Source organism: Bacteroidia bacterium, from assembly GCA_040880525.1.
Lineage (GTDB): Bacteria > Bacteroidota > Bacteroidia > CAILMK01 > JBBDIG01 > JBBDIG01.
The window spans coordinates 85,233-105,403 of record JBBDIG010000028.1; the positions used below are offsets into that span (position 1 = coordinate 85,233).

The 20,171-nt window shown below is 43.6% G+C and carries 19 protein-coding genes; all 19 read left to right on the forward strand.

Annotated features, from left to right (window positions below; genetic code table 11):
• Positions 1–75 precede the first annotated feature (75 nt).
• Positions 76–1,362, forward strand: a complete 1,287-nt coding sequence (locus WD077_08375) for a hypothetical protein (protein ID MEX0967240.1) — start codon at positions 76–78, stop codon at positions 1,360–1,362.
• Between the two features lie 332 nt (positions 1,363–1,694).
• Positions 1,695–2,882, forward strand: a complete 1,188-nt coding sequence (locus tag WD077_08380; GenBank protein ID MEX0967241.1) for a UDP-N-acetylglucosamine 4,6-dehydratase — start codon at positions 1,695–1,697, stop codon at positions 2,880–2,882.
• Positions 2,882–4,033 (forward strand): LegC family aminotransferase, encoded by a 1,152-nt coding sequence (locus WD077_08385; protein MEX0967242.1) that lies wholly within the window; start codon positions 2,882–2,884, stop codon positions 4,031–4,033. Before WD077_08380 ends, WD077_08385 begins: the two co-directional genes overlap by 1 nt.
• Positions 4,017–4,655 (forward strand): acetyltransferase, encoded by a 639-nt coding sequence (locus tag WD077_08390; protein MEX0967243.1) that lies wholly within the window; start codon positions 4,017–4,019, stop codon positions 4,653–4,655. Before WD077_08385 ends, WD077_08390 begins: the two co-directional genes overlap by 17 nt.
• Positions 4,645–5,670, forward strand: a complete 1,026-nt coding sequence (neuB, locus tag WD077_08395; GenBank protein ID MEX0967244.1) for an N-acetylneuraminate synthase — start codon at positions 4,645–4,647, stop codon at positions 5,668–5,670. Before WD077_08390 ends, neuB begins: the two co-directional genes overlap by 11 nt.
• Complete coding sequence (gene neuC, locus WD077_08400; GenBank protein ID MEX0967245.1) at positions 5,652–6,827, forward strand: UDP-N-acetylglucosamine 2-epimerase; 1,176 nt, start codon at positions 5,652–5,654, stop codon at positions 6,825–6,827. Before neuB ends, neuC begins: the two co-directional genes overlap by 19 nt.
• 46 nt (positions 6,828–6,873) lie before the next feature.
• A complete protein-coding gene (locus WD077_08405) occupies positions 6,874–7,920 on the forward strand; it encodes a nucleotidyltransferase family protein (protein MEX0967246.1) in 1,047 nt (348 codons plus the stop codon).
• Positions 7,917–8,612, forward strand: coding sequence for an acylneuraminate cytidylyltransferase family protein (locus tag WD077_08410; protein ID MEX0967247.1), 696 nt, complete (start codon positions 7,917–7,919; stop codon positions 8,610–8,612). Before WD077_08405 ends, WD077_08410 begins: the two co-directional genes overlap by 4 nt.
• Before the next feature lie 105 nt (positions 8,613–8,717).
• The gene (locus tag WD077_08415; protein ID MEX0967248.1) at positions 8,718–10,064 is read left to right on the forward strand and encodes a hypothetical protein; all 1,347 of its coding nucleotides are present in this window, start codon (positions 8,718–8,720) and stop codon (positions 10,062–10,064) included.
• Complete coding sequence (locus tag WD077_08420; GenBank protein ID MEX0967249.1) at positions 10,061–11,080, forward strand: sulfotransferase; 1,020 nt, start codon at positions 10,061–10,063, stop codon at positions 11,078–11,080. Before WD077_08415 ends, WD077_08420 begins: the two co-directional genes overlap by 4 nt.
• A gap of 45 nt (positions 11,081–11,125) precedes the next feature.
• Positions 11,126–12,310: a hypothetical protein gene (locus WD077_08425; protein ID MEX0967250.1), complete on the forward strand. Its 1,185-nt coding sequence runs from the start codon at positions 11,126–11,128 to the stop codon at positions 12,308–12,310.
• A 6-nt stretch (positions 12,311–12,316) separates the two neighbouring features.
• Positions 12,317–13,144: a capsular polysaccharide synthesis protein gene (locus tag WD077_08430; GenBank protein ID MEX0967251.1), complete on the forward strand. Its 828-nt coding sequence runs from the start codon at positions 12,317–12,319 to the stop codon at positions 13,142–13,144.
• The gene (locus WD077_08435) at positions 13,145–14,203 is read left to right on the forward strand and encodes a hypothetical protein (GenBank protein ID MEX0967252.1); all 1,059 of its coding nucleotides are present in this window, start codon (positions 13,145–13,147) and stop codon (positions 14,201–14,203) included. It begins immediately after the preceding gene.
• 30 nt (positions 14,204–14,233) lie between these two features.
• The gene (locus tag WD077_08440) at positions 14,234–14,434 is read left to right on the forward strand and encodes a hypothetical protein (GenBank protein ID MEX0967253.1); all 201 of its coding nucleotides are present in this window, start codon (positions 14,234–14,236) and stop codon (positions 14,432–14,434) included.
• On the forward strand, positions 14,431–15,609 hold the full coding sequence (locus WD077_08445) for a glycosyltransferase (protein ID MEX0967254.1): 1,179 nt from the start codon (positions 14,431–14,433) through the stop codon (positions 15,607–15,609). Before WD077_08440 ends, WD077_08445 begins: the two co-directional genes overlap by 4 nt.
• On the forward strand, positions 15,606–16,895 hold the full coding sequence (locus tag WD077_08450) for a hypothetical protein (protein ID MEX0967255.1): 1,290 nt from the start codon (positions 15,606–15,608) through the stop codon (positions 16,893–16,895). The genes WD077_08445 and WD077_08450 overlap by 4 nt, the downstream gene beginning before the upstream one ends.
• A 9-nt stretch (positions 16,896–16,904) precedes the next feature.
• Complete coding sequence (locus WD077_08455; GenBank protein MEX0967256.1) at positions 16,905–18,029, forward strand: hypothetical protein; 1,125 nt, start codon at positions 16,905–16,907, stop codon at positions 18,027–18,029.
• Positions 18,026–19,156: a CapA family protein gene (locus WD077_08460; GenBank protein MEX0967257.1), complete on the forward strand. Its 1,131-nt coding sequence runs from the start codon at positions 18,026–18,028 to the stop codon at positions 19,154–19,156. Before WD077_08455 ends, WD077_08460 begins: the two co-directional genes overlap by 4 nt.
• Complete coding sequence (locus WD077_08465) at positions 19,137–20,168, forward strand: hypothetical protein (GenBank protein ID MEX0967258.1); 1,032 nt, start codon at positions 19,137–19,139, stop codon at positions 20,166–20,168. The genes WD077_08460 and WD077_08465 overlap by 20 nt, the downstream gene beginning before the upstream one ends.
• Positions 20,169–20,171: the final 3 nt, after the last annotated feature.

Sequence of the window (20,171 nt, forward strand, 5' to 3'; positions counted from 1 at the left end):
GCATCTCGTTCCATTGTAATTATTTGCGGAGAAGTATGAACCTGATCACCTCTTATAATATATAATAGCGGAAAAATGATTTCATATTACCGGATATTAACGCTAATTAATAAAAGATATGCGCTGGTTTTTAAGCCCAATAAAAAGCGTTTTACCAGAGTAGTCAAAGCCCACAAAGCCGTAGGGAAGGATTTAAAGGATGTGGATGGAAATGGCTTACATCACCTGTTTGGGCATTTTAAAAAGACAGGGATTAAATACAAAAATATTCCACTGCATGTCTGGGGGTTGTTGCATGAAGTATTAAGGACTAATAATCGAAGCCCGGAGCTCAGAAATGCTTTTGATGATTGCCCTTCAGATAGCTTGACCCCTGGGGAATGGATTGAATTGGCTACATACTTATTAAGCTTCGGCCTTTTTCAGGAAGCTGTGGTTTGCAGGCATAAATCCCATGCTTCTTTAAAATCATTGAAATCCCGGATTCATTACAATCTGCAACTTCCTAATTTGCTAATGTCTTCTTTATTCGATCAGGGCTTATGGGAAGAGCATCCGGGAAGGATGACAGATAGCCATCAATTTAAACTTAGTCCCTTTTACAGAAAATTCTTCGGAAAGGAAAAGGCCATCGGGAAGGAAATTGATCCGGATTATTATGAATTGATCAATGGAAAGCGAATGGCGGTTATTGGTCCATTATCTTTTGATAAAGATTATAGTGAAGAAATAAATGGCGCTGATTTAATAGTGGAGTTAAATGCCCTGGAATCGAAGCGGGAAGGTGCTAAAAGCAAGTATCATGGCCGTCCGGACATCGCATACTATAACAATGGCCGGATTAAAAGAAGGACAAAGGAAACATTAGGGAATTTAATAAGAGACTGTAAGTATTTTGTTTTTAAAGATTCAAGTGTTTTTAAAAACGAGGACTATGAACAGGTGATGAATAAATCAGCGACAAAAGCGCGTGTCATTCCGGGTTCAGCGGAATTAACATGGAACGGAACTTTTTCGATGATGGAAAAGACTGTGTCAGATTTGCTTTTGTTCGATCCTGCTGAAATAAAGGTGTATGGTGTTGATTTGTATTTGAGTTTTGACTATTCTAAGGGCTATGGCAATCTTGCGCCCCAGTCCCTAAGCAGCATGACCATAAATTTTACAGCACACGATATTTTTACGCAGTTTAGCTTTATGAGGAATTTAATGGACAGAGGGTTGATTAAAGCAGATGACCGCCTCTCCAAAGTAATAGGGCTGGATATTGAGGGTTATGCTGAAAAGCTGGAAGAATTATATCCGGTGTATGTGCATGATGGGCCGGATGATCTGAAAAGAAAATTGCCGGAAAATGCTTAATAAGTGTTTAAGCGTTGAGTAGCGGGCTTGACACCCCCCTTGCCCCTCCGAAAGAGTCCGGAGTCCTTCGGACCCTCCAGGGGGGATTTTTGCGCTTTCAGCGCAAAATCACAAACGCTAAAACATAAAAAGAGAAAGCTGCTGATCTTTTAACCAGGATTAATTCAAAATGAAAAATACCATCTCGGATCGCCCCTCCGAAGCGACCTCTCAGGTCGCGAATCCCCCATTGAGGGGGGCAGGGGGGTGTGGCCGCTCTGGCTCGCAACCATTACCATTATCGTGATAGTCCCAATAATTATAGAAGCTCATTTAACAGCAATACCGGGTAAATGAATATTCTAAGCTTAATTAAAAGAAACAGTGGTTTGCTTGATGAAGATGTTAAGGCTTTTGATAAAGCATTAACTGAAAAAGTAGGCGATACCAATTTCCTCGTTATTGGTGGTGCTGGCTCCATCGGCCAGGCGGTGGTAAAAGAAATATTCAAGCGAAATCCGCGGAAGCTTCATGTTGTTGACATCAGCGAAAATAACATGGTGGAACTGGTGCGGGATATTCGCAGTTCACTGGGCTATATTGACGGGGAGTTCAAAACTTTTGCACTTGATATTGGCTCCTGGCAATACGATGCTTTTTTTAACGCTGATGGCGATTATGATTATATCCTCAATCTGTCAGCATTAAAGCATGTTCGCAGCGAAAAAGATCCTTTTACGCTGATGCGGATGATTGAGGTGAATATTCTCAATACGGATAAAACCCTGCAACAGGCCATTGCAGCGGGAACGAAAAAATACTTTTGTGTCTCCACGGATAAGGCGGCCAATCCCGTAAATATGATGGGTGCCTCAAAGCGGATCATGGAAATGTTCCTGATGAGAAGGAGCGTGGACATTGACATTTCCACCGCACGTTTTGCCAATGTTGCTTTTTCTGATGGATCGCTGCTGCACGGCTTCAACCAGCGCATCCTGAAACAGCAACCTATTGTGGCCCCAAATGACGTAAAGCGCTATTTCGTTACGCCCCAGGAGTCGGGAGAGCTATGTTTAATGTCCTGCCTGTTGGGCGAAAACCGGGATATTTTCTTTCCCAAGTTAAGTGAGGCGTTGCATCTCATTACATTCTCAGAGATCGCAAAGCGCTTTCTGAAAGCATCGGGATTTGAAGCTTATGAATGTACCGATGAGGATGAAGCCCGTGCAATGGTGGCAACCCTGCCTCAGCAGGGCAAATGGCCGTGCCTCTTTACCAAAAGCGATACGACCGGGGAAAAGGATTTCGAGGAATTCTACACCGAAAATGAAGTGCTGGACATGGAGCGGTTTGAAAGCATAGGTATCATTAAGAATGCGTTTGATTTTGATGGTGAAAAACTCCGGTATTTCGAAGAGCGGATTGACCAGATGAAAAATAAGGGAAGTTGGACGAAGGAGGAGATCGTGGAGCTTTTCCATGTAATGATCCCCGGGTTCGGCCATCTGGAAACAGGAAAATACCTGGACGGCAAAATGTAATGGGAAAGGAATTTAAATCTACCATTGATTTTATAAAGGACCTCTACGGCAATCCTGCGTTTGTTCCGTTGCATATTCCCCGGTTTTGGGGAAAGGAAAAGGAATATCTCCTGGATACCATTGCGTCCACTTTTGTTTCTTCGGTTGGCGCTTATGTCAATCGTTTCGAGGAAGAAATGGCTACGCTTACGGGAACAGCAAAGGCTGCTGCTGTAGTTAATGGCACAGCCGCCCTGCAGGTGGCCTTGCGCATAGCAGGGGTACAACCGGGTGAGGAAGTCATTACCCAGGCACTCACGTTTGTGGCCACCGCCAATGCCATTGCCTATAATTATGCGCAGCCCGTTTTTGTGGATGTGGATCGGGACACCATGGGGATGTCAGCCACGGCCCTCGAAGATTTTCTTGAAACGTATGGAGAGAAAAGGGATAACGGCACGTTCAACAAATCAACCGGGAAGCGCATTGCAGCCTGCCTGCCCATGCACACCTTCGGCTTTATGTGCCGGATTGAGGAAATCGTAAATATATGCAGCCAATGGGATATTCCTGTGGTGGAAGATGCTGCGGAGGCCCTGGGAAGCACGTATAATGGAAAACCGGCAGGCGGCTTCGGCAGGATGGGAATCTTTAGTTTTAATGGCAATAAAATTATTACAGCAGGTGGTGGTGGAGCATTGGTTTCCAATGACGCACAATGGGCAGAAAAAGCAAAATACCTAACCACCACAGCGAAAGTCCCTCACACATGGGATTATGTGCATGATGAATTGGGTTACAATTACAGAATGCCCAATATCAACGCGGCTCTGCTTTGTGCCCAACTTGAGCAGTTGGATGCGCTGAAGGATTCCAAAAGAGCGGTTTACGAGGGGTACACCGGTTTCTTTAATAACTACGATATACGCCTAACGCCCATTCCCGAAGGCACTGGCTGGAATTATTGGTTGATGAGCGTGGAACTGGAAGACAGAAAACAACGGGATGCATTTTTAGAAACGACAAACGCAAATGGCATAATGACCCGTCCGGTATGGCAATTAATGTATCGCCTGCCGATGTATAAGCATTGCCAACGTGATGATGAGAAGAATGCGGAATACCTGGAAGAACGAATTGTAAATATCCCCAGTAGTGCCAGAGAAGACTAAGCAGTGCTGTCTTTTAGGTTATGCGGGACATGGGCTTGTAGTAGCAGAAGCCGCAATGCTGTTAAAAATGAACTTAATTGCTTATGCCGATAAAAGCGCATTAACGCACAATCCTTATAACCTGAGTTATTGGGGTGACGAGGCGTCAATGGAGTTTAAAGGTTGGGCTGAAGAAGCTGTGTTTATCCTGGGTATTGGAAATAACCTCATCCGTTCAAAAGTGGGCAACTACATTCGTTCGAAAGGTTTTAGCTGCCTATCACTTATCCATCCGGCAAGCAGCGTCTCTTCTTTTAGCGAAATTGGAGAAGGCACTTTCGTGGCGCGGAATGCCGCCATTAATCCTTTTTGTAAAATAGGAATGGATGTAATCATAAACACCTCAGCCAGCATTGACCATGAATGTACCATTGGTGCAGGATCGCATATTGCGCCTGGAGCCGTGCTGGCGGGAAATGTAACAGTAGGGGAGCAGGCCTTTATTGGCGCCAATGCTGTGATTAAGCAAGGTGTTAAAATTGAGAATGGCGCTGTGGTAGGGGCTGGATCCGTAGTGATAAAAGATGTAGCCCAAAATAAGTTGGTAATAGGAAATCCCGCGAAGGAGAGCAATGAGCGATAAAGTACTAATCATAGCGGAAGCAGGGGTAAACCACAATGGGAATTTAGCTATTGCTAAACAGCTTATTGATGTGGGGGCTGATGCCGGAGTTGACCTGGTAAAATTCCAAACCTTTAAAGCCGATACCATTGTGAGCAAGCAGGCATTGAAGGCCTCCTACCAAAAGGAAAACACCGGGGGTGCTGACGCTTCGCAATATGCAATGCTCAAATCACTGGAGTTATCGGAGGCTGATCATACTGAACTTATCGCGTATAGCACGGCAAGGGGCGTAGGGTTTTTTTCTACAGCCTTTGACACAGCGGGGTTGGATTATCTGCATTCAATAGGCTTTCAACACTTTAAAGTTCCCAGTGGGGAGATTACCAACTATCCTTATTTAAAAAAACTGGCAGCGTTTGCAAAACCGGTTATCCTGTCTACCGGCATGGCGGGCTTGCAGGAAATAGAGGAAGCACTTAATGTTTTAACGGCAAATGGATTAACCAGATCAGATATTACGGTGCTGCATTGCAACACGGAATATCCCACCCCAATGGAGGATGTAAATCTTAAAGCCATGAACGCAATAGGAGAAGCCCTGGGGGTAAAGATTGGATATTCAGATCATACGCTCGGAATTGAAGTGCCGATTGCTGCAGTTGCATTGGGCGCTACAGTCATCGAAAAGCACTTTACGCTTGACCGCAATTTACCCGGCCCTGATCACAGGGCTTCGCTTGAGCCTGATGAGTTAAAGGAAATGGTCTCGGCCATCAGGAATATAGAAAAGGCCATTTCCGGAAGCGGCCTGAAGGAGCCAAGCAAGAGCGAAGGCAAAAACAGGGATATTGTAAGGAAAAGCATTCACCTCAAAACAGATATTAAGGCTGGGGAAAGTATATCCGAAAAAAATATTATCCCGCTCCGTCCGGGTGATGGCATAAGCCCAATGGAATGGGAAACGGTGATGGGAAAAAAGGTAAATAAAGAAATTAAGGCATTTGAAAAACTGAGATGGGAGGACCTGGTTTGAGCAAACGCAAAATATGCGTGGTAACAGGTACCCGTGCAGAGTTCGGATTAATGCAATGGCTCCTGCATGATATTCGGGAGGATGATGAGCTGGAGTTGCAGGTCATAGCCACCGGGATGCACTTGTCCCCGGAATTCGGCCTGACCTATAAAGCCATCGAAGAAAGAGGTTTTAAAATTTCAAAGAAAATAGAAGTACTGCTCTCGTCAGATTCATCTGTTGGTATTTCCAAGTCAATGGGGCTAGGGATGATTTCCTTTGCTGAGGCTTATGATGAACTGAAGCCGGATATTGTCGTGGTGCTGGGCGACCGATTTGAAATCTTTGCGGCCGTAACGGCTGCCATGATCGCCAGAATCCCGGTGGGGCATATTCATGGTGGCGAAACCACCGAAGGCGTTATTGATGAGTCAATCAGGCACTCCATCACCAAAATGGCGCACCTGCACTTTACCGCCACCAAAGCCTATGCAAAAAGGGTAATACAGTTGGGTGAACAACCGGAAAGGGTTTTTCATACCGGCACTCCGGGTTTGGATAATATAGAACGGATGGCCTTGCTGAGCCGGACAGATTTTGAAAAGTCAATTGACTTTAAGCTGGCTGAAAAAAACATTCTGATCACTTTTCATCCGGTAACGCTGGAAGAAAAGACAGCCGAAACACAATTCGGGGAATTGCTGGAGGCATTGGCGTTATTTCCTGATGTGCATTTAATATTTACCATGCCCAATGCGGATACTGATGGCAGGATCATCATCGGGATGATAAATAGCTTTGTTGCCAGGCAAGGCGACAGGGCCAGGGCATTTACCTCTTTAGGGCAGTTGCGCTATCTGTCTGCGCTAAAGCATGTTGACGTGGTGCTGGGCAATTCATCCAGCGGACTTATAGAGGCCCCAAGTTTCAAAGTACCCACCATAAACATAGGCGACAGGCAAAAAGGAAGGATCAAAGCCGAAACCGTAATAGATTGCGAGCCTGCCACGGAGCGCATTCAAGCTGCCTTGCAGAAGGCATTCAGTAATGAATTCCGGCAGCGCATTAAAGATGTGGAGAATCCTTATGGTACCGGTGGCGCTTCCCTTAAAATAAAGGAGATATTAAAATCATTTCCGCTCGATGGTATTTTAAAAAAGCAATTTTACGATTTATGATCGCGTCTAAATGTTCAGCGCCATTCAATCTTGAAAGTAAATCCGTGTGAGAAACTATAAAGACCACCTGATACTTGAAGGAACTCCGATTAGAGAGGGCCTGAAAAAGCTTAATGAGCTGGCCAGGGATGCCATTTTGTTTGTGGTAAATGAGCAACGGCAATTGAAGGGATCACTTACCGATGGTGATGTGAGGCGCGGATTAATAAAAGGATTAACTACGGAGAGCAAGGTAGAAGAATTCACACAGGCTAACCCCAGGTTTATTCACAAGGAAGATTATACCCTCGAGGATATAATCAAACTTCGGGAGCGTAATCTGAAAGTAGTGCCGGTGCTGAATGGCAACCGTGAAATTGTGAATGTTGTGAATTTCGGGTATTTAAAGTCATACCTTCCGCTGGATGCCGTAATAATGGCCGGAGGAAAGGGAAAACGCCTGCTACCGCTCACTGAAAAAACACCCAAGCCTTTGTTGAAAATTGGCGATAAGCCCATCATGGATTATCAGTTAGATCGCCTTAGCCAATATGGCGTGGACGATTTTTGGTTAAGCCTTAATTATTTAGGGGAGCAGATACAGGAGCACTATGGCAATGGGCAATTGCGGGGCATAAACATCGAATATATTTGGGAGGATGCACCAATGGGAACCATTGGTGCCGTGAGTAAGATCAAAGATTTTAAACATGATTGTGTGTTAATCACAAATTCTGATTTACTCACCACCATAGATTATGAAGATTTCTTTTTAGAATTTCAAAATCAGGATGCTGACTTTGCTGTTGCAACCATTCCTTATGCGGTGGATGTGCCTTATGCAGTAATGGAAACCACAAACAATCATGTTATTTCTTTTAAAGAGAAACCAACCTACACATACTATTCAAACGCAGGAATTTATCTTGTAAAGCGAAAAAGCCTGGAATTAATACCACCTGAAACTTTTTATAATAGCACTGATTTAATGCAAGCATTAATTCAGCAGGGTAAAAGGGTAATTTCATATCCATTGCGGCAGTATTGGCTGGACATTGGGAAGCCTGAAGATTTTAAGAAAGCTCAGGAGGATATAAAACATCTACAGTTTTGAATGATCTGGTAGTGATTCCCGCACGGGGGGGAAGCAAGGGAATACCGGGAAAAAACATCAAGATGCTGAATGGGAAGCCCTTGATCCATTACAGTATTGAAGTGGCCAGGGAAGTATTTGCCGATGAACAAATATTGGTGTCTACTGATAGCCCGGCCATAAGGGATGTGGCGGAACAAACCGGCCTGGACGTGCCTTTTTTGCGACCGTCTGCTCTGGCTACAGACAGCGCGGGTAGCTATGAAGTTTTGCTGCATGCCCTGGCGCGAGCCGAAGAACAAGGCATGGATCCCTCGCGACTTATCCTGCTGCAGCCGACCTCGCCCTTCCGGCAGGCCCGGCATGTCAAGGAAGCAATGGACCTCTTTTCAACTGATTGTGAAATGGTGGTGTCCGTAAAAGTGGCTGATGGCAATCCCTATTACAACCTGCGCGAGGAGGATGATTTCGGCTGGCTACAAAAATTTAAAGAAGCTGACAATACACGCAGACAGGATATTCCCGAGGTGTATCAATTCAATGGAGCGGTGTACGTGATCAATATTGCCGCGCTCCGAAACAGAACGATGATAAGATTTGATAGAGTACGCAAATATCTGATGGACCCATATTACTCCCTTGATCTGGACACCCCCCTAGATTGGCATATTGCCGAGTGCCTTATGAAAAGTGGGTTTATAGATGCAGGGTAAAATCCAAAATATTTATTATCAATCTTAATCAGGAGGCTGCGGTACAATCAATCAAATTCCTACTACAAAAGTTAAAATTGAATTGAGTATAATAAATTAATGGTGATGAGTAAGGAAAAAATTGTTCATATTGTTCATTCAGTGGATACTGAAGGTCCACTGTATGAGAGTCTGTCATCAACCTTTAAACGAATAAAAGATATCTTCGGATTAGAGCTTGAGGCCACGAAAGAGAATTTACGAAAAATACAGCAAAGAGAACTTAATTTTTCCGGTAAAGAGGAACAGCTTTATCAAATGTTTTCTTCAGGCCAACTTTCATTCCTGGATGATTATGGAAAGGTTGATGAAATGCTGGAACACATTGGGAGTGAAAGCTTTAGAATGAAAGTTCCCGACAGTTTTGGAAATGGTTGGATTTATAATTGGCACTGTGTGGATCATGTGGGATACTCCATAAATCCTCGTAGAAAAGATATTGGTTTTCATAACATATTTGATCACTATAAGGATCTGATCGCACGTAATAATTGGAATGATAACATACATTGGCATTTTCATCCCGCCCATCATAGCGGGGCATCCCATATTAGTGCAACTTCTTATATTAATGATAATAGATTTTTAGAAATCATTACTCGCAGGATCCTTGAACGTAATTGGTTCCCATCAGTTAATCGTGCAGGGTTCCATACTGAGAGACCTGATAGCCATTGGCTTCTGGAGCAATGGATTCCATTCGATCTCTCCAATCAGGCTCATAGTGAGGGTGGTGAGCAAGATGATCTGGGCGGTGGTCGTTTTGGAGACTGGAGAAGAGCCCCTAAAGATTGGCAGGTTTATAATCCCAGCCATGATGATTATCAAGTTCCAGGGTCTTGCCGCAGGCATATTGGAAGATGCCTGAATGTAGGTAGTAGACTAAGATTGTTAAGAGAAGAGGATATTCGACAGGCTTTTGATGAGGCTCAACAGAAAGGCCAAGCACTTGTGGGGTTGACAAACCATGACTTTCGAAATATGGCTCCGGATGTTGATGCTGTTAGAAGCATTTTAAATAATGTAAGCAACGACTATCCTGATGTGAAGTTCAAATATTCAGAAGCTCGTGAAGCTTTTAATTATATGATTTTTGGAGATTACAGGAAACCACCGCGGGATTTATTAGATGTCGTAATAGTTAATGGCAGAAATAGAAACCAGCGAATATTAAAGGTTAGGGCGAAGGAAAGGATTTTCGGTCCGCAGCCATTTTTGGCTATTGAAACAAAAGACGGCAGATTTTTGCACGATAATTTTGATTTTGAAGAGCCTTTTGTATCTTGGCACTACACCTTTGATTACCAAACAATTAATCTGGATCAAATTAAAAAAATTGGTGTAGCTACAAATGACGTAAGAGGTTATCCTCACGTAAGTATTATGGATATTGAAAAAGAAAATTTATTATGACCAAGAAGTCCCCACTTTTTATTTCTGGAGTATATCGTAGTGGTACAACTTTACCAGTTAAAATATTAAATGCCCACCCTGATATATGCCTCACGCATGATACGGTAAATTTTTTCCGTTATTATCTTAAGTACGCTGCTACTATTCAAGATGATTATGGTTTTGTAATAAATGATTGTGCAGAAAGGCTGGAAAAGCGATTTAACATAAATGTACCCGCATCCACCATTTTGTCAAAGCTTAAAGATGAGCACTCAATTTCTTTAAAAATTGTATATGAGGTTTTGATGAGGGAAACATTTTGCGCGGGTAAAAGTAATGTGATTTGGGGGGAGAAAAGCTTAATGCAATGGAGCAATATACCATTGTTTTTACAGATGTTTGAAGATTCTAAGGCAATAATGATAATCCGGGATCCTCGAAGTGTGCTGGCTTCTTTTCGGGACTTTACCATTGAGAAGGGTGAACGTTATCTTGATGCTATTTTTGCCACCCTTAACGCACTGCAATGGAGTGCTACAATAGGAAAAACCCTTTCTTCCGATCGCTTTAGGATTGTATACTTTGAGAAGTTAGTGGAAGATCCAGATGCCTGGGCACGGGAGATGTGTGATTTTCTTGGACTTGAGTATTACAATGAAATGACGAATAGCAAGAAATTTAAGGATCATGAAGGGAATCCCTGGAGTGCTAATACTTCTTATCGCAATGTAAATAACTTTTCCAGGGAGCCTATTGATCGCTGGCGGAGCAAGCTTACAGATTTAGAATTATGTTTTGCTGAAAGTATTTTGGGTGATGCGATGAAGCTGCATAATTATGAATTGAGTGATGTGAAAGTTGATAGCACAACTTTGAAGAAGTTGCTCATTACTATTGGACAAACCGGGCTTTTGGAGCATCGTTTGGCGCATTGGGTAGAAACGGGAAATGGAGTAGAAGGACATCCAAGTGACGCGACCTCACCAATGAATTGGTCTAAAACCATGCACCCAAAGGATAATTTGAAGGTGTAGTATAAACCGGCTGAAGGGCACGATGAAGGGAAGATTATTCCAGCAATGAACTACAAAACGATCTATAGAACATATCACGTTGCTAATAGAAGGTTACAAGCCGGCACGTGGATACAGATAATTGACGGAAGTGAAGGGGATTATCTGAAAAGCATAATTGCCGGGTTCAAAGAACATGATCTTGACATTCGGAGTTTACCAGGAGAAATATTTGAGAGTATACGTGAAAGAAAATTTGACCGGATTAAGGAATTAATTGAATCTATTGATCGTAGGCTAGTAGATGCTCCGGAGTGGTTGGCATTAAGTTCATTATTTATTGCATTAGGAAGGTATCACATTGCTTTGCTACTACGTGAAATAGCCATGTTGCGAATAGAAGACTATGAAGGGAGAATAGATAAATGGCTTATAGCGGATCTAATTATTGGGAAAAAAATTGAAAGAAAAGAACTTGATTCAATTATTCCTTTTTTGAAATGGACAAGGTTGATGAGAAGTGCGTGTGGTATAAGTGTCTTTAATCCAAAGTTTCAGCAGGTACTAAAAACATGTGATTATTCACCTGTGGATGAAGAGGATCAGAAATTTCTTGATTTGGTTAAAAATAAAAAATTAGCAATTGTAGGTCCCTTAAAGTTAAGCGCTCAGGAAGAAAATGAATTAGCAGAATTTGAGTTACTTGCGAAGCTAAATGATTTGGAATATTTTGTTCAGGAGCAAGAAAATAGCAAAAGAATACCTGACATTGTGTATTACACCCGTAAGCGAGAAGCAGCTTTGAATGACTTCAAAGGTGCTTGTAAAAGCTGTCCGACATTTATAGTAGGTAAGCGAGGCAAACAGGCATTTGCACAGAGCGGTTTGCGCAGCCATTACAGGAAGCTGGATGATTACAATGCGTATACGTTAAACGGTGGATTGAACATGATACCGAGGATGATAATTGATATTGCGTTTTTTAAACCGCAGGAATTAAAGGTATTTGGTGTGGATTTATATACTTCACTTAATTTTGATAAGGGATATGGGGGAATACAACAGACAGATTGGAAGGTTGTATTTGATCATTTTATTAATCACGATTTGATAACGCAGTACAAGGTAATGCAGGGGCTATATGAAAATGGAATTTTTACCGCGGATGGTCGCTTAGAAGGTATTATGCAAATGGGGGTTGGCAAATTTTTGGACTTTTTTGAGCAAAAATTTCAAGAGGTTTATTATTAAGTAAACATGGGTATCCCAAAAATCATTTGGATTTATTGGGCCACCGGTTTTGAAGATGCACCCTTCATTATTAAACGTTGTGTGGCATCCTGGAAGCAGAAAAACCCCGGATGGGAGGTTAATCTGCTGGACAACAACAACCTTTATGATTTTATTGGGCCGGTGGATATGCGCGAATCGGTTTTTGAGCGGTTGCCCATTCAGAAGAAAGCGAACCTTATCCGGTTAAAGCTGGTGCTTGAACGTGGTGGGGTATGGGTGGATGCTACCTGTTATTGCCTGAAACCGCTGGAAAGCTGGCTGTTTGATAGTGCACCGGGCGGATTCTTCATGTTTTATAAGCCGGGCCGGGACCGGATTATCTCGAATTGGTTCGTAGCCGGAGCCAAAGGAAATTATCTCATAAAGCGACTTTACGAGAGGCGCTGTGCATACTGGGACAAAAATGATTTTAATCATAAATCAGAAAGGCAACGCAAGTGGGTGCCTTTTCTTTGCAGGGTAATTAACCGGAACGAAGTTTTGCCTCTCATCTGGCTCACACCATTATTTACCAAAATCCTGAGAATATATCCATACCTCATTTTTCATTATGATTTTTACTGGCTCGTGAAGGTGGATAAGCAATGCGCTAAAATCTGGGCAATGACCAGAAAGATAAATGCAGGAGAGGCCCATAAAATTCAAAGATTGGGGATGGTAAAACCGCTGACGGAAGAAGGACGAAAATTTATTGATTCAACGGCTACGCCTCTATTTAAGCTCAGTTATAAAATTGATGCTGCTAAGATGAATGCCAATTCAGTATCTCAATATTTGTTTGACAATTATTAGGTGGAGCTATATATCCATATTGGAACGGAAAAAACAGGAAGCTCTTATGTGCAGACCTTGTTTGCTCAAAATCGCATGTTGCTGGAATCGTCTGGCTATTATTTTCCCCATGCCGGAAAACGCGAAAAAGATATGCTGTCCGGGCGCATTTCTCCGGGCAATGCCGCTGTGCTAAGTAACCTAATAGAGCAGGAAGATTGGAAGGAGGTTTCCAGTTGGTTGAAAACGCGAATGGAACAAGCGCGCAATGCCAATCTGAACAAGATGCTTTTGACCAATGAAACGCTGGTTAAGGGCTTGTCTGGAGAAGGAAAGCTAAGCCGCTTTGAAAAGCTGTATAAAGACCTGGGGATAGAAGTAATCCATTTTCTTTTGGTTTTACGCGATCCGGTAGATCAGGCACTTTCGCTATATAAGCATCGGGCTAAGCGGGGAAACAGCCCACCGCTGGAAAAATGGCTTCAGGCAGGGTATTACCTTCCGCAACATTTGTCAGGATTATTTAAGCAGTTAGGCGCGCATAAACTCACAGTCAGAAAGTATAAGGAAAATGGGGATGAACTGGCAAGTGTGTTTTTTAAGGATTGGCTGAACATGACAAAACCCGATAGCCTTGATGATACCAGGGTGAATCCATCGCTTTCTTTGTCAGAGCTTGAGGTTTTACGGCAAATCAGGCAACAGGATCCTGATATGGCCAACATTTTTTATGAGCGAATGCTGAAGATTCCTGTTGCCGAAAAATCCGATGACCGGTTCCTGAAGAATTTTTACAAACGCACCATTCAAAATTTCATTTCAGGCAATGTACTGGTTTGGGAGCATTGCAATAGGTTGTTGCCCGAAGCAGAGCAACTAAAAATACCAATGAAGGCAGCACAAATAGATCTGACTGAATACTCGCTTAGCTTCTCGCTGATACAGACGGAAGCATGGGTAAAACTGCAAAAGCAGAGTCGCACAATGTCATTCAGGCAAAAGCTTTATTTTAATGCACGGCTTAGGCCCATGCTCGCAAAAATAAAATCCGGGGTGCTTAAGCTGTTTACTGCTCTATAGGAAAATAAATACCGCAAACGGGATAAAATCTTGAAATTCACACAAACTGTCATTCCTGAATTTCGCGATAGCGGAATATCAGGAATCTCCTGCGCATTAAGCCCTGATGAGGGTTATGTGGCTGCTTTTACAGCCGGAGATTCCCGGCTTCGCGGGAATGACAATTATTTCTGGAATTCCGGAATTTACACTGTTTATAGTACAAATACCCTGGACTTTTACAAACAATGAGAATACTATTTACCTTAACCCCGGCTTTTGATCCCAATGCGGGTGGCGTACAGCGAACTACCTATAAGCTTGGAAAATACTTTTCGGAGCAGGGGTTGAGCGTGGCGTATTACTCTCTGTCGGATAAGGGGCATGTGGAAGTAGAATACGGAGTACTGTTCAGTGCCCCTGAAAATGGCCGCAATAAAAACCCTAAGAATATCCGGGATTTGAAAGAAGTGCTGCACAAGTGGCAGCCGGATATCGTGATTAACCAGATGCCGTATGAGAAAGAATTGCGGGAGGTGTTGTCTCAAAATAAACAGACTTTGGGTTTTGTGCTGTTGGGTTGTCTCCGGAATTCATTATTTAGTTTTAAGAGCAATGCCCGTGAAAACATGGGGCAAATGTTGCCTTCACCACTATTCAAACTGTTGGATAATTCCCTGGGGATCGGCATCATTCAAAAACGACATTGGCTAAAGCACAGAAAGGACCTCATGCGCATCCTCGATGCGCACGATCGCTTCATCCTATTTGCTCCGCCCAACCAGCAGGAGTTGGAACATTTTGTGGGCAATTATAAGTCAGAGAAGGTTTTGGCCATCCCCAATTCCATACCGGAGGTTTTTTCCGGGGACGTAAAAAAGGAAAAGATCATATTGCATGTGGGCCGCTTGAATATTCAGCAAAAACGTTCTGACCTGTTGCTGGATTTTTGGGAACACGCGCATGACCGTTTACCGGATTGGCGATTTGTGATTGTGGGAGATGGCCCATATATGAATGCGCTGAAGGCGGACCTCAAAAAACGAAACCTCCCACGGGTAGATATGGAAGGCTATCAAAAACCGGAACCCTATTATAAAAAAGCATCCATCTTCATGATGCCTTCTGCTTATGAGGGATTTCCCAATACGCTTATTGAAGCGCAATCCTACGGATGTGCGGTGCTGGCGTTTGACAGCTATGGTGTATTGGGCTGGATAGTAAAAGAGGGCAACGATGCGCTGCTGAGCAAACCTTTTGATGCAACGCACATGGCAACACAGGCTGTGCGCCTGGCTGCTGACAGCGAGGCGTTACATACCATGCAGCGGGCGGCACTGACCAACGCAGGCCGATTTACCATTGACAGGGTAGGCGAAGTGTGGCTCCGTCTGTTTGATGAATTAAAGAAAGTGCCTACAACATGACCCAGCGGCTATTTACCCATATCATGTTGATGTTTTTATCCCCGGCCTGGAGCCTCTATACCGCATTCCGGACCGGAAGCCGTTCGCTTAGGCGATGGACGCTTATCGTCTTCATCACTTTTTATGGATCCATCATTACCATTTCAGGAACCAATGATGGGGTGGACCATTTGAACAACGTTTCTGATCATTATATGGACTTAACCTTATCTCAGTTTTTATCAGAGATATGGAGTGCCATGACGTTTAAGAATACTGCGGGTACGGAAGAGGATCTGTACATTCAGTTTGTGTCCTATTTCACGGGTGGAATTCTCGGCCTTCCGGGACTATTCTTTGTTTTTGTATCCTTTGTCTACGCATATTTTTTTGTGGGTTCGATGTTCCGTGTTTTCAGTATTTTTCCCAGGTTTAAGCATAGTGCCTTATTCTTTGGGCTTGCGGTAGTATTCATACTTTGGAAAAACATTGAGGGCATCAATACCGTGAGAACCTGGTCTGGGTTGTGGGTGCTTTTTTATGCCTGCATCAGCTATTATCAAACGAAACAAAAGAAATATCTATTTTTAATGTTTATGCCTCCGTTGTTTCATGTGGGGTATTTTATGATGGCTATCCCTGCCTGGATAGTGCTGATTGTAGGCGTTCGAAAGTGGATTTTTGCTGTCATTTTTTTTATGTCATTTATATCAACCATTCTTAATCCCAGCACCATCACCAGGGGGTTAAAGGAAACTGAAACAGGAGAGACAATGGTAGATTCCTACTCCAAGACAGAAGCAAAAGACTTCGGGCGAACATTTGAAATTACCGGGAAAAAAAATACAGCATGGCATTATAGGCTTTATAAGGCAGGATTACAGGATTGGGTGGTGGTACTCGTTGCAATTACATTAATGCTCTTTGGGACCTACTTCTCCAAAATGACCCGACTCGAAGCCAGTATATTTTCCATCGGATTGCTTACCAAGGCCTTGGCCAATACGATGTGGTTTCTATCCGCAGTCGCCAATCGAAGCAATGTAGTGGTAGGGGTCTTTATACTGGCCACACTAATGCTGATGTGGGGCCGGGGCTATTTTAACCAGAAGTTGCAGACGGTGTATTATCAAAAGTGGATATTGACGTTTGCAATGTTGGTATTCGTGCCTTTTGTCTACTATCGTATTACAGATCTTCTTTATTACATCAGTGCCTATATGCTCGCTGCACCTTTTATTCCCTGGCTGGATAGCGAACTGAATATCTCACTTCGCAAGGCGATAACAAAATTTCTCGGTTTTTAGAATTATCTGGTGCTGAGAAAAATCAAACAACAGCTAATTAACCTCCCCGGCTGGCGCACTAGCCGGAAGATCATTGTTTTGGAAAGCGATGATTGGGGGGCCATCCGCAGCAAATCACTCGCTGCAATTGATGCTTTACGCAAAAAAGGTGTGGCAGTTGATAAGTGCCATTATATGCTCAATGACGCCTTGGCGAGTACCCAGGATCTGACATTGCTTTTTGATTTGTTGCTTCATTATAAAGATAAGAATGGCAGGCCACCGGTGATAACGGCCAACAGCCTCGTGGCCAATCCGGATTTTGAAAAAATACGGGAAGGCGGCTTTCAGGAATATTTTTTTGAGCCGGTGCAGGCCACCCTTCAAAGCTATCCTGAGCATTCACAAGCGTTTGACCTTTGGAAAAAAGGAATGGCAGACAAGATATTCCATCCTCAATCCCACGGAAGGGAGCATTTAAACATTTCCCGCTGGATGCGGGACTTACGGAATGGTGAGGCAGAAGCGCATCTCGCCTTCGACCTAGGTATGTTCGGAATTAGTGCGCACATTTCCAAAATGAAAAGGGGCAGCTACCTGGCGGCATTTGATGGCAGTCAAGATGAAATCATCATCAATCGGGGGGAGGTGGTTAAGGAAGGCCTGACGATGTTCAGGGATTTTTTCGGCTATCCTTCCCGGTCATTTATAGCGCCCAACTACCTATGGGATGATGAGATTGAAATAAGTGCTGCAAGCCAGGGTGTTCAATATTTCCAGGGTGCAATGACCCAGCGGTTACCATCGAGCCATGAAGAAAAGGTGAAAGTGAAGCGACATTACCAGGGCCAGAAAAACAGCCAAGGATCCCGTTACCTTGTGCGCAATGTGAAGTTCGAACCATCTTCAAACCCTGCCAGGGACTGGGTGGATATTGCCATGGCAGGCATAGCAAGCGCCTTTAAATGGCACAAACCGGCCATAGTAGAGACACACCGGGTAAATTTTATCGGGTTCATTAACCCCACCAACCGGGAAACCAATTTGCGCTTGTTTGATTCCCTGCTTATCAGAATTCTCAGCACCTGGCCAGATGTGGAATTCATGACCTCTGACCAACTTGGCGATTTAATGAACGGGAACAAGGAACGTTGAAAGTACTGACAACAGGAGACTTTTATCCGGGATTGCGCATGGAAGCAGTCCTTAATGATGATCCGGCAGCGATATTGGGAAACTTTTCCGAATTAATCGAAGCTTCCGATCTGGCCATCGTCAATCTGGAAGCACCCCTAACAGACCATACTGAACCAATACGGAAAACTGGCCCCGCCCTTAAAGGCTCCCATGAGGCGGCAGGTTTCCTAAAGCGGGCAGGTTTTGGTTTGGCGACCCTTGCAAATAACCATATTCTGGATTATGGTGGCGTGGGCGTGAAAGATACGCTGGAAATCCTGGGCACGGCAGATATGGATCACATTGGGGCCGGCATGGGCCACAATGAGGCGGCTGCCTGGTATATCCATGAAGACCAAGGGAAAAAACTAGCCGTGCTGAATTTTGCGGAAAATGAATGGAGCACAACCTACAATGATTCCCCTGGTGCAAATCCTGTTGATCCCGTTCTGAATAGCCGGTATATAAAAGCGGCATCCGCAAAGGCCGATCATGTACTGGTTATATCACACGGAGGCCATGAGATGTACCAATATCCCAGCCCGCGCATGAAGGACCTGTTCCGGTTCTATGTGGAGTGCGGTGCTAATGCGGTGGTGAACCATCATCCCCATTGCACCAGCGGGTTTGAGGTGTTCCAGGGTGCCCCAATATTTTACTCAACCGGCAATTTTCTATTTGATCATAAGGTACACAAACACGCTATCTGGAATAAAGGATTAGCAGTAATGTTGACTTTTAAAAATGATCAGATAGGTTTTGAAATGCATCATTTTGATCAATGTAACGAAAAACCAGGTTTAACGCTTTGCGATTTGGAGGAACAAAACCTGAGAAACAACGAAATCGCCAGGATAAATAAAGTAATTCAAAGTGATAAAGCATTAAATGCCTCATTTCAACAATGGATCAGCAAGCATAAGAAGAATTACCTTTCTTATATAGAGCCGCATAAGAGCCGTTATATTCAGGCCATGCAAAACCGGGGATGGATGCCGAGTTTGTGGAACAGGCGAAAAAAAGAGTATCTACTTAATCTTATTCGCTGCGAGGCACATCACGACATTTTAAAAGCCATCTTGCAAGATGAAATTAGCCATCCATAGCGGTTCATCAGGTTTTCATCCCCGTTGGGCTGAGTATTGCCGGCAAAATAATATAGCTTTTAAATTGGTGGATTGCTATGCCAGTGATATAATCCATCAAATTCAGGATTGCGATGCATTGATGTGGCACCACAGCCAGGGAAATCCCAAAGACATTCTGATTGCAAAACAGATCCTCTATGCACTGGAACATAGTGGGTTTAGGGTCTTCCCGGATTTCCGTACCGCATGGCACTTTGATGACAAAGTGGCCCAGAAATATTTACTGGAAGCATTGGGTGCTCCTATAGTACCTTCTTATGTTTTTGTGGAAAAGAAAACAGCATTGGCCTGGGCGGAGGAGACACATTTTCCAAAGGTTTTTAAATTGCGGGGCGGGGCGGGCTCATCCAATGTTCGGTTGGCCAGGAATCGGTCAGAAGCATTCCGCCTAATCAAAAAAGCATTTGGCTCCGGTTTCTCCAATTACAATGCATTAGGAAACCTAATGGAGCGCTGGCGAAAATGGAGATTTGGTAAAACAACAATAACCGATGTAGCCAAAGGCATCATACGGCTGGGTTATAAACCACCTTTTGCAAAAATAGGCGGTAGAGAAAGGGGATATGTGTATTTTCAGGATTTTATCCCAGGCAATGATTCAGATATTAGAGTGGTGGTGATAGGGGAAAGGGCGTTTGCTTTGAAACGCATGGTGAGGCAAGGGGATTTCAGAGCTTCCGGGAGTGGTGAAATTCAATATGAGCGCGACCTATTTGACCTTGCAACAGTTGCCCTTTCATTTAAAATCACCAAAGATATGGCAGCCCAGTGTGTAGCCTTCGACTATGTGTATACGAGTGAAGCCAAACCACTTTTAGTGGAAATAAGCTATGGATTTGCACCTGGTGCGTATGACACTTGTCCGGGCTACTGGGATTCTGAACTCAGGTGGCACAATGACAAATTCAATCCTCAAGGCTGGATGGTGGACCTTTTATTAAGGGCTGTAAATGAAGACAAGAGAGATTAAGAT